Source organism: Halobacteria archaeon AArc-dxtr1 (assembly GCA_025517425.1).
Taxonomy (GTDB): Archaea; Halobacteriota; Halobacteria; order Halobacteriales; family Natrialbaceae; genus Halostagnicola.
The window spans coordinates 631,457-646,924 of record JAOPJY010000001.1 but is presented as its reverse complement, the minus strand read 5'-3'; the positions used below and the strand labels follow the sequence as shown (position 1 = coordinate 646,924).

The window sequence follows — 15,468 nt, the reverse complement described above, 5'->3', positions numbered from 1 at the left end:
ATGAGTGCAGGAACGCAAGTACACGCGAATCTGACGGAAGAACAGGTGCGCCAGATTTCGGGCGGTCTCGACGAGCCCGAGTGGCTCTTAGAGACTCGTCTCGAGGCCCTCGAGGCCCTCGAGGACCTCGACATGCCCGACGTGATCCGCACGCCGGGTCGCGACTGGACGAACCTCCACGATCTCGACTTCGAGTCACTGGTCGATCCACTGAACGCCGCCGAGGACAAAGATCAGGTCGGTCCCGACGAGGCCGACGTGCTCTCGTGGGCCGACGCGGTCTCCGAGCACGAGGAGCTCCTGAAAGAGCACTTCGGCAGCATCGTCGATCCCCAGAAGAACTACCTCACAGCGCTTTCGACCGCCCTCTTTAGCACCGGGACCGTCATCTACGTCCCCGAGGGAGTCGACGCCGAGGACGTCACGATCCGTACTGAGCAGAACTCCCGCTCGCTGTTCAACTACACACTCGTCGTCACCGAGGAGTCGTCGTCGGTGACGATTCTCGAACGGCAGTCGACCGGCGAGCAGCAGGACGAACAGTACTACAGCGGGATCGTCGAGATCGTCGCCGGCGAGAACAGTTCCGTTCAGTACGGCAACCTCCAGAACCTCTCGGAGGATGCCTACCACTTCTCGCTCAAGCGCGGCGACGCCGACACCTACGCCACGATCGACTGGATCGAGGCAAACATCGGTACCCAACTGACGAAATCGAGCGTCGAGACCGAACTCAACGGCGATTCCTCAGAGACCCAGATCGTCGGGGCGTTCTACGGCCACAACGACCAGCACTTCGATATCGATGCGAAGGTCTGGCATCGCGCCGAACACACGACGGCCGACCTCGTCACCCGTGGCGTCACGGATGACATCGCCCGCTCGGTCTACGAGGGTGTCCAGGACGTCGGCCGCGACGCCTGGGACACGAGCTCCTACCAGCGCGAGAACACGCTGATGCTCTCAGACGAGTCCGAGGCCGACGCCTCGCCGAAGCTGATCATCAACAACCACGACACCGAAGCGTCTCACAGCGCGACGGTCGGTCAGATCGATCAGGAGGATCTGCTGTACATGACCTCCCGCGGTGTCGACCCGCGCTCGGCCCGGAACATGCTTGTGGAGGGCTTTTTCGTCCCCGTCCTGGAGGAAGTCGCCGTCGACGAACTGCGAGAGGACCTCGAGGACCTCATCGCGACGCGACTCCGTAGCTAACTGCAGGGACCCTCCGTCGGTTATCTCGGACGTTCTCGCTGGACGACGAGTACGGGACCCAGAAACCGATCCGCCACCTTCTTTGAGGGCATACCGAAGACGAACGTCGCGACCGACGGATCAGACTCCCCCATGATGACCGCATCGTACGCTGTGGCGGCATCGGCAATCGCGTCAATCCCATCACCGTCGTCGTCGACACGGATACCGATCGACGAGCGCTCGACACCACGTTCGATGAGTCGACTTTTGACGCCGTCTAGTAACGTCTCCGCATCTTCTCGCTGTTCGCCGTCGGAGATTGCGTGATAGAGCGTAAGCGAGACGCTGGTGTTGGCAAACAGCCCCGCGACCAGCCGTCCGATTCGGGCGACACCCGTCGTCCCTCTGACCGCGACCAGTACGTCCTCCGGCGGCTCGCCCGCGTTCGGAACGAGCACCGCTAAGCAGTCGTGCTCGGCGATCTTTCGGTCGATCGTCTGCTGGGCCTTGTGGGTGAAGACGAGTCGGCTCTCGACGACAGCACCCGCCGCTTCGAAGTCGGCCTGAAACTGCTCAAGTTGACGCTGTGCCCGCTCTTCGAACTGGTGGCGGGCCTGGCCAGGCGGCGTTTGATCGGGGAGAACATGGTAGCCAAGTAGAACGACGACGGCGTTTGCGAGTAACTCGTGGACCCCTTCGGGAATCGACTCGCCTTCGAGGACCTCGACCGGGACTAACACACGCGGCCGCTCTGTGGTTGCGTTCGCGTCTGGTAGCTCCGAGTCGGCCTCCGCGTCGGTTCTGTCGGCGGTCGGCTGGTCTTGATTGATGTGCTCGTCCATGTTAGAACTTCCCCTCGAGTTCGACGTCTGCAGCGTAGTAGCGGTACCAGACGTACGCCAGTGTCATAACTCCCGTGCCGACGAGTATCGACGCCGGCGCCATGAACACGATCAGCCCGAGACTTGCCAGGGCGCCAACTGCGGGCAGGTACGGCGCAGCAGGCGCTCGAAATGACGGGTCGTACCAATCGGGGTCACGTCGGCGCAAGACAAGCAACACGACGCAGATCAGTGCGTACATGATTAGGTGGAGAAACGACGCCACCTCCGCGAGCAGTTCCACTCGCCCGGTCGCCGTCAGTGCAAGAATCGGACCGCCCGCGAGGAGCAAGGCGACGTGTGGCGTACCGTACCGCAGATTGACCTCCCCCGCCCGTTCGGGAAGCAACGCGTCCCGACTCAAGGCGTACACCGTCCGCGACGAACTCAGAATCGACGCATTCGCACTCGAAATCGTTGCTAGCAATCCGGCCACGAGGATCGCAACTGCTCCTGGGAGCCCGATGAACTCCCTGGCGACTTCGACCATGGCGACTTCGCCGAACTCGGCAAGTTGATCGCTTCCGAAGGCACTTGTCGCGACGAAGATCGTGACGACGTAAAAGACGCCAACCAAGAGCACCGAGCCGACCATTGCCAACGGCAGATTCCTGTCGGGCGATTTGATCTCTCCGGCGACGGTCGCCACCTGTGCGAAACCGAGATAGGAGGTGAACACGAGGGCGGCCGTCTGCAAGACGGGAAGGTATCCGCCGGCAGGGACGAACCGCTCAGGCGTCGACTCGGCGCCGAACACGCCGAGGGCATCGAGAGAGCCATACGTGAGAAAGGCGGTGAGAATTATGAGTAATACCCCGACGACGACGTTTTGAATCCGCGCGGTGTGTTCGGTTCCGGTCAGGCTCACCGCAGTGAGGACGACGCCAAACGCGAGTCCAAGGGGGACAGCGGGATTGACCCCGAGTCCCAGACCGAGTTCAGTGAGCACCGCCCCAGCGTACTCGCCGAGTCCTACCAGATAAAACGCGGATGCGAAGACGAGCCCGAGCCAGAGCCCCAGTCCGACCACCGCCCCATACGCAGTCCCCAGCCCGCGAGAGATGAAGAAGTATCCACCTCCGGACCGGGGCATCGCCGTCGCTAGTTCAGAGGCCGGCAATGCGACCAACATCGCGATGACGGCGCCGATCCCGAACGACACTGTCGCTGCGAGTCCAGCCTCGCCGGCCGCGATACCGGGGAACACGAAAATACCCGCACCGATCATCGTCCCGACGCCGATCGCGAGGCCGCCGACGAGGCCAATCGTCCGCTCGAGTTCGGTTCCTTCCTCGTGGGCCGTCACCTCCGCTCGTACGTTCGGTGTTTCCGACGGCGAGAGATCGCTCCCAGGAGGTGGCGAAACACTGCCTCCAGAACCCGTCGAGCCACCGTCCCCATCCATATTCGCTCCCTCTCACGGCACACACTAATGCGTATGGGAGATGCAGATCCCGACGGGAGGCGCTCTGTCGGGGGAGTGGTCACCAGAGACGCGTGAGGCAGGTGGTCGTGGGTACGTCCACCGACGAGAGGAAACAGCCAACTACGTGGAACCCACAGCAATGGATATGGGACTTGGCAGCACTGCAAAGAAGATTCAGGGTCTTTCCGACCGCGCCGAACAGATGTACAAGCAGGTCCAGGAACTCCAACAGCGGATCATCCACCTAGAGGAGGAGGTCGACGAGACCCACGACACGGTCAAACGACTCGACCACTCGGTCAGCGAGCAGCGCGCGCTGTTGCTGGCGATCGCCGACGAGCACGACATCGACGGCGAGCAGATCCTCGCAGAGGCCGCGATCGACGAGGCCGAACTTGAGGAGGCCGAGGCCGCGATCGACGACGCAGAGGCAGCGCCTGCGACAGACGGCGAGGGTGGGCAAGCGGAGTAGTCGCGCTTCGGGCACCAAGTGGTTGATCTCTTCTCAGTGGCGCTGTCCTGGCCAGCGACGCGCGACTGCCGGCACATCTCTTACCCGCTTCAGCGCCGAGAAACGAACCATGCGTTCGGACACCGCACTGACTCGACGCACCGTCCTTCGACTCACCGGCATCTCGGCGGCGTCGGCGTCGGCCACCCTCGTCGCCGGCTGTGGTGGCCCTGGCGACCCCGAGGACGATGCTGATCCGGAGCTCGAGGAGGGGACCGGTAACGGTCAGGATCAGGAAAACGGCGCGGTCGATCACGACGAGGCGAACGGTAGGGATGACGCGACCAACGGTGAAAACGACGATGAGGACGGGGAGTAACCGGTCGTGTAACCTCGATCGAGTGTTGCGCGGCGTAACTGAACATTTTTGAGGACAGTCCGTCTCGACTCAGTGTATGCGGGACACGCTCGCCGAATGGCGACCTGCGATCGACGACGCGATCGCCGAAGTGTTACCACGAGAGGTCGACGAGGCGTACCTCGAGTCGTACTTCGGCGAGCCAACGTATCAGTACGACCCCGACGGCATCCAGCAGGCGCTGTCCGATCCAATCTGGAATCTGCTAGACCGAGGCGGCAAGCGCTGGCGAGCGGTCCTCCTGCTCGTCTTCGTCGAGGCCTTCGGCGAGGACCCCGAGGAGTACCTTCCCTACGCGACGATCCCAGAAATCCTCCACAACGGAACGATCGTCGTCGACGACGTCGAAGACGAGGCCGCCATTCGCCGCGGTGAGCCGGCCCTACACCACGTCCACGGCCAGGACGTCGCCCTCAACGCGGGCAACGCGATGTACTTCCTGCCGCTGAAGATTCTCATGCACAACCCCGCCAATCTGCCCGCCGAGCAGCGACTTGCGGCCTACGAGATGCTGATGGCCGAACTCAACCGCACACACCTCGGCCAGGGGATGGATATCTGCTGGCACAACGAGCCCGAGGTTAGGATCGGCCGCGAGGAGTACCTGGAGATGTGTGCCTGCAAGACGGGCTGTCTGGGCCGGATCGTCGCCCGCCTCGCGGCGATCATCACGAACCAACCCCCTGAGGTCGAAGCGGCAGTCGCCGACTACGCCGAGACGCTCTCGATCGCCTTTCAGGTCGGTGACGACATCTTAGACGTCGAGAACTCGTTGGGGAGAGCTGGCGACTTCGGCAAGGAGTTCGGTAACGACGTCCGCGAGGGCAAGACGACACTGCTGGTCATCCACGCCATCGAGGAAAGCGATCCCGCCGACGCGGCCCGATTACAGGAGATCCTCTCCGCAGAGACGAATACCGACGAGGAGGTGACTGAGGCGCTCGCGATCATCGAGGACGCCGGGAGTATCGAGTACGCCCGCGAGCGCGCGCTCGAACTGGCTGCAAGCGCCCGCGAAAGTCTCGAAGCGCTCGACCTAGAGCCCGAGGCCGCACAACAGCTCGCAGCGTTTACGGAGTTCGTCGTCGACCGCGACGTCTAACTCAGATTTTCGTCGATCGCTTCTCAGTCTCCGCTAACTTGGTTAGCGATATCCTCCACGATCTCCGGATTCCGCAATGTCGAAGTGTTACCCAGTTCCTCGCCGCTCGCGATGTCCTCGAGGAGCCGGCGCATGATCTTCCCGGAGCGCGTTTTGGGGAGCTCCGGGGTGAAGATTACCTCCTCGGGGCGGGCGATCGGACCGATCGCGTCCTCGACGCCGCCGATAATTTCCTCGCGCATCCCCTCGTCGCCTTCCTGACCGTCCTCTAAGATGACGTAGGCGTAGACCGCCTCGCCTTTGACCTCATGGGAACCGCCGACGACGGCGGCCTCGGCGACGCCGGGCACGCCGACGATGGCGCTCTCGATCTCCATCGTTCCCAGCCGGTGGCCCGAGACGTTGAGCACGTCGTCGACCCGACCCAGGACGGTGATGAAGCCGTCGTCGTCCACCTTCGCGCCGTCTTCGGGGAAGTAGACCCACTCGTCGGCTTCCTCGTCGGAGTATTCGGCCCAGTACTCCTGGATGAACCGGTCGTCGTTCTGATAGAGCGTCCGGAGCATTCCCGGCCAGGGCTGGTTGACGGTGAGATAGCCCGCGTTTCCGGCCTCGACTGGCTCACCTTCGATGTCGACGACCTGTGCGTCGATTCCCGGCAGCGCCGGCCCCGCAGAGCCGGGTTTCATCGTGTCGACTCCGGGCAGGGTCGTCACCATCATCCCGCCGGTCTCGGTCTGCCACCAGGTGTCGACGATCGGGCACTCCTCGCCGCCAATGTGCTTGTAGTACCACTTCCAGGCGCGGGGATTGATCGGCTCGCCGACCGTGCCGAGCAGGCGCAGGCTCGAGAGCTCGCGGGACTCGGGGTACTCCGTCCCCCACTTCATGAATGCCCGGATCGCCGTCGGCGCCGTATAGAAGATGTCGACCCGATTCTTCTCGATGAGTTCCCAGAGTCGGTCGCGTTCGGGGTAGTCCGGCGTTCCCTCGTACATCATCGTCGTCGTCCCGAGTGCGAGCGGGCCGTAGACGATGTAGGAGTGGCCCGTGATCCAGCCGATGTCTGCTGCACACCAGTAGGTGTCCTCGGGTTCGATGTCGAGTACTGCGTGGCTCGTCCAGGCGGCGTAGGAGAGGTAGCCGCCCGTGGTGTGTTTGACGCCCTTTGGCTTGCCCGTTGTCCCCGAGGTGTACATCAGGAACAGCATGTCCTCGGCGTCGCGGCTGACCGGCTCGACGGAGGCTCCCTCGTGTTTGTCGACGAGTTCGTCGTAGTCGTAGGCGTTTGCACCGAGGAAGTGATTCAGTTCGTCGCCCAGGCGGTCGACGACGACGCTCGTCACGTCACCCTCGACGCTTCGCAGTCCCTCATCTGCCTTCTCCTTGTGGTTCAGGGCGTCCCCGCGGCGATAGTAGCCGTCACACGTCACTACCACGTCGCTGTCGGCGGCGTTCATTCGCGTCGCGAGTGCGTCCGCCGAGAAGCCGGCGAAGACCACGGAGTGGGGTGCGCCGATGCGGGCGCAGGCCAGCATCGCGATCGGCAGCTCGGGGATCATCGGGAGATACAGCGTCACCACGTCGTCTTCCTCGACGCCCAGGTCCCGCAGCGCCGCCGCGAAGGCCTCGACTTCGTTTAACAGATCGCCGTAGGTGTAGGTGCGTGTCTCGCCGGGTTCGCCCTCCCACTTGATCGCTGCCCGGTTTTTCGCGCCGTTTTCGACGTGGCGGTCAAGGCAGTTCGCCGAGGCGTTGAGTTCGCCACCCGTGAACCACCGGTAGAACGGCGCGTCGTCGTCTTCGAGTACAGTGTCGTACTCCGTGTCCCAGGTGAGCAGATCGGCCGCCCGCTCCCAGCAGTCGGGCCAGTTCTCGTCGAACTCCTCGCGGATCTCCGCGTCGGCGACGTTGGCTTGCTCGACGAACGACGCCGGCGGTTCGAACGATTCCTGTTCGGCGAGCCGTGCCTCGAGTTGTACGTCTGTGTCGTCGTCTCCCATGTCTACCAACATCATCGTTCATGAGTGGAATAAACGTTCCCCTCACGCCGCGTCGTGGGGTGCTTTTCCGCACGGAGATTGAGTCAGTTCCGGGTGAAAATGGCGGCGGATAGACCGGCGATGACGGGTCCAAGATGAGGGGTGGCTCCCGCCGTTACACCTCCTCATCCGGGCGACGAGAGAAGATCTGCGGCTCCGATCGTGAGCGCGGTCACTTGTGGGGCAACTCGCCGGGTTCGGCCGGCTCTTCGTCCCCGAGTGACAGCTCACGCTCGAAGCCGTAGAGTACCAGCCCCGTGTTCGCGGTCATGATGACGCCAGTAGTCGGGACGGTCGCGAACAGATGCATCGCGACACCGACCGCAAGCGGGACGGCGGCGACACTAGCCCAGAGCAACGGTCGCGATACGTCAGTTCGTCCTGCGTCCCAGTAGACCGCGCCAAAGAGTGCGGGCGTCCCTACCACGCCGAGGATGACGGCGAGGATGTCGAGTGCCATACTGAACGGTTCGTCGGCCCGAAGAAAAGCGTTCTGCGTGTCAGCCAGACTCCTCGCTGGGCTGGAGACGTTCGGTCGTCTCTACCAGCGGGTGACGTGCGTAGTCGACGATTTCGACGTCACTGATGTCTGCTAGCCCGTCTTTCGTCGCTGTCTTGGCCATCCCAAGATCGACTGGCTCGTCGATGACGATGACGTAGGCGTCCATACCGTCGATGCTGAGGCGGTCGGCTGCAAGCGCGCGGTGGTGGCCGTCGGCCAGATAGAGCGTCCCCCCGTTGTCGATAACGACCAGTGGTTCGGCCAGCCCGTGCTCGAGTTCGTACCGTCGCCCCTCTAACTCGTCTGCGTAGACGCGCCCCTGTGTCGGCGTCAGCGCCGCCAGCGGCACTGTCCGGCGTTCCTCGGAGAGTTCGACGCCGTGGATCGACTCGAGCGTCCGGATCAGCTTTCCCACCTTCTCGGGCGTGGCACGCTCGATCTGGCTCCGGATGACGTCGGCGTTCGAGATGATTCCCACGAGCAGTCCGGAATCGTCGACGACGGGGAGCTTCTGAATCCCTGACCGGAGGATCACACGAGCGGCGTCGTTCACTCGCATCTCAGGGTGGGCAACCAGCAGATCTTCGGTCATAACCCGACCGATCGTCTCGTCGTCGCCAGCCAGCAGCAGGTCGCGGGCGCTGACGAATCCCTCGACGCGCCGACCGTCACAGACTGGAAACCCGCTGTGCTCGTCGCTTTGGGCGATTTTTTCGGCGACCGTGCCGACAGTGGCACTGGGAGAGACCGTGACGACGTCTGCCGTCATGTACTCCGCAACTGTGGCTGTGCCTTCCGACGCGACGTCCATATCCGAACACACGCGCGGGATGCGAAAAAGCCTCCCCCTCCTCACCGCTCGCCGGCGACCTCCGGCTCGAACAACCACGCGCTGGTGCGATCGTAGGCGCCGACCGGTGTCCCCGGCTGGGTTCGCAGGGCCTCGAAGAACCGGTCCGTGATGACTTCCTCGACGACGGTGAAGATCGAGGCGACTTCGGCGTCGTCGTCGACGCTCGCAAGAATTCCCAGTTCGAGCTGTGCGCCGGCCATGTCGGCGTGTCCGCCGGCACTCCCAATCGGGTCGAATGCGTCCCGGAGTGTTTCGCCTAAGTCGACGTCGCTCGCGTGTGACCGCGCGGAGACGTACACCATCTCGCCGTCGAAGCCGAACACGAGCGTCGTCTCGACCGCCTCCATCGCCAGGAGCTGATCTGCAGCCTGGGGGAGTGCGTCCCGATTCGGGAGTCGTCCAACGCTCGCGACGGCGACCGGACCCCGCTGTTCGCGGTTCTTGATCGCTCGGGCGATGGTTTCTAGTGTCTCCCCTTCGATCGTCGGCTGCTCGATGCGCTCTAACGTCCCCGGGTCGACGTGGGGCCACAGCGTCGCCGCAGCGTGGAAGTCCGCCGCAGACACTTCGCGCATGAAGTCGTTGGTATCGACGCGGATGCCGTAGAGAAGCGCCGTCGCCGTCTGGCGGTCGAAGGGGACGCCGAACCGGTCGTGGTACTCTGTCAGGATCGTACTCGTCGCGCCGACCGAATCGCGCAGATCGACGAACGCGCCGGGAACCGGTCCGCGAGGTGGATGATGATCGATGACAATGTCGATGTGGATCTCTGCGGGAAGCTGGTCGTTGACTCCCGGCCGAGAGTGATCGACCAGCGCGAACGCGTCGTAGTCCCCGAGCGAATCAGTGGGGGCGAGCGACCGAAGGTCGAGGTCGAGGACGTTGACCATCGCCCGATTTTCCTGGTGAGAGATCTCGCCGAAGTAACAGGCCTCGGCCGAAACGCCGACCGATTCGGCCAGACTGACCAGCGCCACCGCGCTCGCGATCGCGTCCGGATCGGGATTGTCGTGGGTGACGACGGCGAGGCGACCGTCGAGACGAGCGAGCCGGTCGCGCAGTTCGATTGCGCTCTCGGCGGCGGGACTCGCAACCCGGTCGACGACCTCGGCGGCGAGCGAGCCGTCTGGCGAGACGACGCGATCTGCGAGGGAGCCGAACGCGTCTCGATCGGCTGGCGTCGCGTTCCCGCCGAGGTAGGCGACGATCGCTGCCTCGGGAAACCGCTCGCGAGCGTGTTCGAGTGCACGCCGGTTGTGATCCGTCCGGTCTCCGGCGACCAGGACGACGTCCGGCGGATCGAACGTCTCGATCGTCGCGGGCTCTGTTGGCCGCCCGTAGCGCGCCGGGATGCTCTCGTCGCGCAGCGTCTCGACGACGCTCTCGTCCTCGGCGACGACCAGGAGCCGTCCATCCCGGTCGGACAACCGCTCGACGATCCGCTGGCCGACGGTGCCACAGCCAAGCACGAGCCGGAAAACCATACCTCGGATACCTCCTCGGAGGGTAAAAGCGTGGGGATCAGACGACGAGCGCAGCGGCGTCGATCGCGACGTCTGCAACCAGCCCAAAGCCGGGAAGCAGCAGGATCGTCACGACGGCCGCGAGCGCGATCGCCGCGTAGAGGCCGACCGGCTGACTGAGCGACTCTCGCTCGGCGATCGGTTCTTCGATGAACAGCGCCTTGACCAGCCGCGAGTAGTAGTACAGCGACAGTGCGCTGTTGATGACGAGCGCGGCGGCCACGACGAGCAAGCCGGCGTCGATGGCGCCCCAGAACAGGATATACTTGCTGAAGAAGCCACCAAACGGCGGGATGCCCGCCAAGCTGAACATGAAGACGGCCATCGCCGCGCAGGCGACCGGCGCCTGTTTGGCGAGTCCGTTGTAGTCGGCAAACGTTCGTCCGACGCCCCAGTGTTCGGCTAAGGCAATGAACAGGAACGCGCCGGTGTTCATGAAGCCGTAGACGAGCAGGTGCAACATTGCGGCCCCGAGGACGAGCTCGTCGACGCCGGCACCGAGTCCGGCCAGCCCGATCAGTGCGTAGCCGGCGTGGCCCACGGAGGAGTACGCCAGCATTCGCTTGACGTTGTCCTGGACCGCCGCGGCGAAGTTGCCGACGGTCATCGTCACGATCGCGAGCACGACGAACGCGAACGTCCAGTCGACGCCGATCGCCGCCGTGGTGCCCTCGAGTGGGAACGCCGTCGTGAAGACACGGAAGGCGATCACGAAGCCGGCAGCCTTCGAGGCTGACGAGAGGAACGCGCTAATCGGTGCGGGCGCGCCCTCGTAGGCATCCGGCGCCCAGAAGTGGAACGGAACGCTCGCGGTCTTGAACGCGAAGCCACCGATCAGCATCAGGATACCGAGTCCCAGGAGGGGACCGTAGTCGCCGTCGATGCCGGCGGCGATCGCATCGAGCTGGAGCGAGCCAGTCGCTCCGTAGACGAGGCTGATGCCGTAGACGAAGATCGCCGAGGAGAGCGCACCGATCAGGAAGTACTTGAGTCCGCCTTCGACGCTTCCACGGTTGTCCTTGAGAATCGAGACGAGCGCGTAGGAGGGGAGGCTCGCGAGTTCGAGGGCGATGAAGATCGTCACCAGGCTGTTCGCGGTGGCCATCGTCGCCATCCCGGTCGCCGCGAGCACGAGAAGCGAGTAGTACTCGGCCTGGTAGGCGTGGCCAGCCATGTAGTCGTAGCTTGCGATCGCGACCAGTGCCGTCACGATCGTGACGATCGCGAGGAAAAAGAGGGCAAACTGGTCGACGACGAGCTGACCGGCAAAGAGCTCGATCGGGCCGGTGCCGCCGGCGACCGGCGACGTACCGACGCCCGCGAGCAGGTACCAGACGGTGACTGCGAGCGCGGCTAGCGAACCGGCCGCGGTCAGTCCGGCCAGCAGCCCCCGGTCGGTTCGGTGGGGGCGAACGCTATCGATGACGAACAGCGCGAGCGCCGTCGCCAGCAGGATGAGAACGGGCGCCATCGCGGCCCACTCGGGGAGTTCGATCGGTAGCATTAGACGTCACCTCCGTCGATGATCGGGTCGACTGCGTCGGTTATCATGTCGAAGAGCAACTCGGGAGCGACGCCGAGGACGATGATCAACCCGAGCAGGACGGCCATCGGGGCGATGTCGTGTATCGGCGCGCGTCCCACGTCGTAGTCGGTTTCGAGTTCGTACGGGCCGAAGACGGTACGCTGGAGCGCAAACAGCAGGTAGCCCGCGACGATCACGATGCCGAACATCGCAAGCGCCGTCACGACCGGTGCGTACGCGATCATCTCGGAGCCGAAGGCCCCAAAGAAGATCGTGAACTCGGCGAAGAAGCCACTCATCAGCGGCAGGCCCATGTAGGCGAACGCGCCAGCGATCAGGATCCCGGCTGCGATCGGCATTCGGTCTGCCATCCCGGACATGTCCGTCACCATCCGGGTGTGCGTGGCGTTGTAGATGACGCCGACGGCCATGAACAGCAGCCCCGAAATGAGGCCGTGACTGACCATCTGGAACGTCGCCCCGCCGACGCCGAACTGGGTCAGCGCGATCAGGCCGAGGATGACGTACCCCATCGAGGAGACCGACGAGTAGGCGACGATCCGTTTTAAGTCGGTCTGGGCGAGTGCGAGCATCGCGCCGTAGATGACGCTGATGACGGCAATCGCGGCGATCGCCGGGGCGAAGGTGGTGATGATCTCGTCGGGGAACATCGTGAAGTTGAACCGCAACAGGGCGTAGGTCCCCATCTTCAGCAGGACGCCGGCGAGCAACACAGAGGCCGGCGTCGGCGCCTCGACGTGGGCGTCGGGCAGCCAGGTGTGGAAGGGGACGACCGGAACCTTCACCGCGAAGCCCAGGAAGAGCGCGACGAAGATGATTGAGGCGAGCGTCGTCCCGCCAAGCCCCAGCACCTCCGCCTGGATGCCGTCTGCGAGCATCGCCTGAGCGATCTCGGGCATCGCGAAGCTCGTAACCGAGTCGCCCAGTCCGAGCACCAGCGCGATGAACGCACCGAACATCACGAGCGAGGCCACGTTCGTGTAGACGAAGAACTTGATCGCGGCGTACTTCCGTCGGGGGCCGCCCCAGATCCCGATCAGTAGGTACATCGGGATGAGAACGGCCTCCCAGAAGACGAACCAGAGGAAGAAATCGAGCGCCGCGAAGACGCCGATCAGGTTCGCCTCGATGAACAGCACGAGCCCGTAGAACTGCGACTCACGCTCGTCGATCGGCGTCCAGGAGCTGACGATCGCCAGCGTCGTGAGGATCGTCGTGAGGACGACCAGCGGCAGGCTAATGCCGTCTAACCCGACGAACCACGAGATCGAGTAGTCGCCGACGGCGATCCAGGGCAACTGGGTCTCGAAGGCGAGTTCGCCACCGTCGAGCAAGGCGTTTCCGCTGCCGTCGAACGCCGACACCATCCACAGGCTGATCGCAGCCGGGACGAGGCTGATCGCAAACGCCAGCTTACCGGCGATCCGGTTCGGCGCGAGGAACGTTACCAGCGCGCCGAGCAGTGCAACTCCGATCAGTAACTCGATCAGCATTAGAACCACCCTCCGTACAGGCCGACGACCACGAGAAGTGCGAGGAAGCCGGCGATTAGCAGCGCCGCGTAGTTGGTTACGAGTCCAGTCTGGAGCCGCGAGATCGAGCGGCTACCCCGGAGACTCGCCGTCGAGACGCCGTTAACGACGCCGTCGACGACCGTCTGGTCGAACCGGTCGGCTGCCCGGGCGACTGGAACCGTCACGCTTCGGGCGAGCCAGACCTGCACCTCGTCTTGGTAGTAGTTGCTCCGGAGCAGGTCGGAGGCACCACCCAGACGCTCGGTGTGACGTTCGGGCTCGGGAACGTTGTAGAGCTTCCAGGCGAGTCCGGCACCCGAGAACGCAAGCGCGAGCGAGAGCCCGGCCGCGATCAGGACCGTGAGCTGTTCGCCGCCGATGTAGCTCGTCTCGTAGCCCAACAGTTCCGTGTAGGCGCCGTAGGTCAGCCCCTCGATTGCACCGTACTCGCCGTCGAGCCAGTACTCCAAGAACGTGATATCCAGGTTCGCCAGTTTGGCGACGGGTGCGAGGTTGGCGACACCCGCAACGAGCGCAAGCACGCCGAGGGTCACGAGCGGGGCCTTGATCGACCAGCCCAGCGAGTGGGGGTTCTTGGCTGCCTCGGTCCGAGGCTTGCCGTGGAAGGTCAGGAAGACCATCCGGAACGTGTAGAAGCCGGTGAAAAAGACCGCGAGTAGTCCCATCGCGTACGCGGCCATGATGACCGGCTCGTTGAGCCCCACGATCAGCGCGTCGTACAGGATTTCGTCTTTCGACCAGAAGCCCGAGAACGGGACGATGCCCGCGAGTGCGAGCGCCCCCGCGAGGAACGTGTAATAGGTGACGGGTGCTTTCTCCTTCAGACCCCCCATCTTCCACATATCCTGTTCGTGGTGCATGAGGACGATGACGGCTCCCGCGCCCAGGAACAGCAGCGCCTTGAAGAAGGCGTGGTTCATGAGGTGGAAGACCCCGGCGACGTAGCCGCCGACGCCGAGGCCGAGCATCATGTATCCGTACTGACTGATCGTCGAATAGGCGAGCACCTGCTTGATGTCGTCTTTGACGACGCCCATCGTCGCCGCGAACAGGGCGGTAAAGCCGCCGACGAAGGCGATGATGCCAAGCGCGGTCGGCGAGAGGGCGTAGTAGCCGAACATCCGCGCGACGAGGTAGACGCCGGCGGCGACCATCGTCGCCGCGTGGATGAGCGCCGAGACCGTCGTCGGCCCTTCCATGGCGTCGGGCAGCCAGGTGTGTAGCGGGAACTGTGCAGATTTGCCAAGCACGCCGCCGAGCACCGCCAGCCCGGTCAGCGTCACCCAGGTCTGGGCGCCAAATCCGAACAGCTGATCGCTGTCGGCGATTGCGGCCTCGGCTGCGGTGACGAACGACTCGTCGCCGGCGAACTGGAGGGTACCGAAGGTCGCGGCGATCGCCACGACGCCGATCAGGAAGAAGTAGTCCCCGAATCGGGTGACCAGAAACGCCTTCTTCGCGGCCGAGGGCGCGCTCTTGGTGCGGAACCAGAAACCGATCAGCAGGTACGAACAGAGGCCAACCAGCTCGAAGAAGATGAAGGCCATCAGCAGGTTGTCCGCGAAGACGAACGCGAGCATGCTGAACGTAAAGAGCCCGAGTTCGGCGTAGTACCGCGCCAACCCTCTCTCACCCTCGGCGTTCATGTAGCCGAGGCTGAAGACGTGGACGAGCACTGCGACGAGCGAGACGATCACGAGCATCAGCGCCGAGAGCGGATCGATCAAGATGCCGAAGGTGAAGGCAATCTCGCTGCCCGCAGCCTCGCCGACGCCGTCGCCGACGGCCCACTCGAAGTAGGTCTCGTGGAACGTCTCGCCGGCAGCGACCGCCGCGAGCATCGCCAGCGAGAGCACCAGGGAGCCGGCCGTCGCGGCGATCCCGACGAGGGCACCCCGTTTCGGCAGGTAGTTTCCGACCGCGAGCACGAGCACGAACGCCGCGAGCGGAAGCAGTGCGATCGCCGGTGCGTATGTAAACAGACCTTCCATC

Annotated in this window: 13 protein-coding genes; 4 read left to right on the top strand and 9 right to left on the bottom strand. The window is 64.0% G+C overall.

The window, feature by feature from the left end; genetic code table 11:
• Positions 1-1,215, top strand: coding sequence for a Fe-S cluster assembly protein SufD (gene sufD, locus OB905_03325; GenBank protein ID MCU4925017.1), 1,215 nt, complete (start codon positions 1-3; stop codon positions 1,213-1,215).
• Between the two features lie 20 nt (positions 1,216-1,235).
• Here sufD and OB905_03320 read toward each other — a convergent pair whose 3' ends face one another.
• A complete protein-coding gene (locus OB905_03320) occupies positions 1,236-2,039 on the bottom strand; it encodes a universal stress protein (protein ID MCU4925016.1) in 804 nt (267 codons plus the stop codon).
• Position 2,040: 1 nt separating this feature from the next.
• On the bottom strand, positions 2,041-3,483 hold the full coding sequence (locus tag OB905_03315; protein ID MCU4925015.1) for an APC family permease: 1,443 nt from the start codon (positions 3,481-3,483) through the stop codon (positions 2,041-2,043).
• A gap of 166 nt (positions 3,484-3,649) precedes the next feature.
• Here OB905_03315 and OB905_03310 point away from each other — a divergent pair, with 166 nt between their 5' ends.
• The 3 genes from OB905_03310 (at position 3,650) to OB905_03300 (ending at position 5,475) form a co-directional block, all read left to right on the top strand.
• A complete protein-coding gene (locus OB905_03310) occupies positions 3,650-3,976 on the top strand; it encodes a DUF5798 family protein (protein ID MCU4925014.1) in 327 nt (108 codons plus the stop codon).
• Positions 3,977-4,085: 109 nt separating this feature from the next.
• Positions 4,086-4,334 carry a hypothetical protein gene (locus OB905_03305; GenBank protein MCU4925013.1) on the top strand — a complete coding sequence of 83 codons (249 nt, stop codon included), beginning with the start codon at positions 4,086-4,088 and terminating at the stop codon, positions 4,332-4,334.
• Between the two features lie 76 nt (positions 4,335-4,410).
• Positions 4,411-5,475: a polyprenyl synthetase family protein gene (locus OB905_03300; protein ID MCU4925012.1), complete on the top strand. Its 1,065-nt coding sequence runs from the start codon at positions 4,411-4,413 to the stop codon at positions 5,473-5,475.
• 23 nt (positions 5,476-5,498) lie between these two features.
• Here OB905_03300 and acs read toward each other — a convergent pair whose 3' ends face one another.
• The 7 genes from acs to nuoL form a co-directional block, all read right to left on the bottom strand.
• Positions 5,499-7,478 carry an acetate--CoA ligase gene (gene acs, locus OB905_03295; protein ID MCU4925011.1) on the bottom strand — a complete coding sequence of 660 codons (1,980 nt, stop codon included), beginning with the start codon at positions 7,476-7,478 and terminating at the stop codon, positions 5,499-5,501.
• 211 nt (positions 7,479-7,689) lie between these two features.
• Positions 7,690-7,977 carry a hypothetical protein gene (locus OB905_03290; GenBank protein MCU4925010.1) on the bottom strand — a complete coding sequence of 96 codons (288 nt, stop codon included), beginning with the start codon at positions 7,975-7,977 and terminating at the stop codon, positions 7,690-7,692.
• A gap of 40 nt (positions 7,978-8,017) precedes the next feature.
• On the bottom strand, positions 8,018-8,830 hold the full coding sequence (locus tag OB905_03285; protein MCU4925009.1) for a CBS domain-containing protein: 813 nt from the start codon (positions 8,828-8,830) through the stop codon (positions 8,018-8,020).
• Positions 8,831-8,871: 41 nt separating this feature from the next.
• A complete protein-coding gene (locus OB905_03280) occupies positions 8,872-10,356 on the bottom strand; it encodes a DHH family phosphoesterase (protein ID MCU4925008.1) in 1,485 nt (494 codons plus the stop codon).
• 37 nt (positions 10,357-10,393) lie between these two features.
• A complete protein-coding gene (locus OB905_03275) occupies positions 10,394-11,899 on the bottom strand; it encodes an NADH-quinone oxidoreductase subunit N (GenBank protein MCU4925007.1) in 1,506 nt (501 codons plus the stop codon).
• On the bottom strand, positions 11,899-13,434 hold the full coding sequence (locus OB905_03270) for a NuoM family protein (protein ID MCU4925006.1): 1,536 nt from the start codon (positions 13,432-13,434) through the stop codon (positions 11,899-11,901). Before OB905_03270 ends, OB905_03275 begins: the two co-directional genes overlap by 1 nt.
• The gene (gene nuoL, locus OB905_03265; GenBank protein MCU4925005.1) at positions 13,434-15,467 is read right to left on the bottom strand and encodes an NADH-quinone oxidoreductase subunit L; all 2,034 of its coding nucleotides are present in this window, start codon (positions 15,465-15,467) and stop codon (positions 13,434-13,436) included. Before nuoL ends, OB905_03270 begins: the two co-directional genes overlap by 1 nt.
• Between the last annotated feature and the right edge of the window lies 1 nt (position 15,468).

Coding starts and splice junctions, on each gene's coding strand:
- sufD (MCU4925017.1), top strand. CDS start 1: ATGAGTGCAGGAACGCAAGTACACGCGAATCTGACGGAAGAACAGGTG.
- OB905_03320 (MCU4925016.1), bottom strand. CDS start 2,039: ATGGACGAGCACATCAATCAAGACCAGCCGACCGCCGACAGAACCGAC.
- OB905_03315 (MCU4925015.1), bottom strand. CDS start 3,483: ATGGATGGGGACGGTGGCTCGACGGGTTCTGGAGGCAGTGTTTCGCCA.
- OB905_03310 (MCU4925014.1), top strand. CDS start 3,650: ATGGGACTTGGCAGCACTGCAAAGAAGATTCAGGGTCTTTCCGACCGC.
- OB905_03305 (MCU4925013.1), top strand. CDS start 4,086: ATGCGTTCGGACACCGCACTGACTCGACGCACCGTCCTTCGACTCACC.
- OB905_03300 (MCU4925012.1), top strand. CDS start 4,411: ATGCGGGACACGCTCGCCGAATGGCGACCTGCGATCGACGACGCGATC.
- acs (MCU4925011.1), bottom strand. CDS start 7,478: ATGGGAGACGACGACACAGACGTACAACTCGAGGCACGGCTCGCCGAA.
- OB905_03290 (MCU4925010.1), bottom strand. CDS start 7,977: ATGGCACTCGACATCCTCGCCGTCATCCTCGGCGTGGTAGGGACGCCC.
- OB905_03285 (MCU4925009.1), bottom strand. CDS start 8,830: ATGGACGTCGCGTCGGAAGGCACAGCCACAGTTGCGGAGTACATGACG.
- OB905_03280 (MCU4925008.1), bottom strand. CDS start 10,356: ATGGTTTTCCGGCTCGTGCTTGGCTGTGGCACCGTCGGCCAGCGGATC.
- OB905_03275 (MCU4925007.1), bottom strand. CDS start 11,899: ATGCTACCGATCGAACTCCCCGAGTGGGCCGCGATGGCGCCCGTTCTC.
- OB905_03270 (MCU4925006.1), bottom strand. CDS start 13,434: ATGCTGATCGAGTTACTGATCGGAGTTGCACTGCTCGGCGCGCTGGTA.
- nuoL (MCU4925005.1), bottom strand. CDS start 15,467: ATGGAAGGTCTGTTTACATACGCACCGGCGATCGCACTGCTTCCGCTC.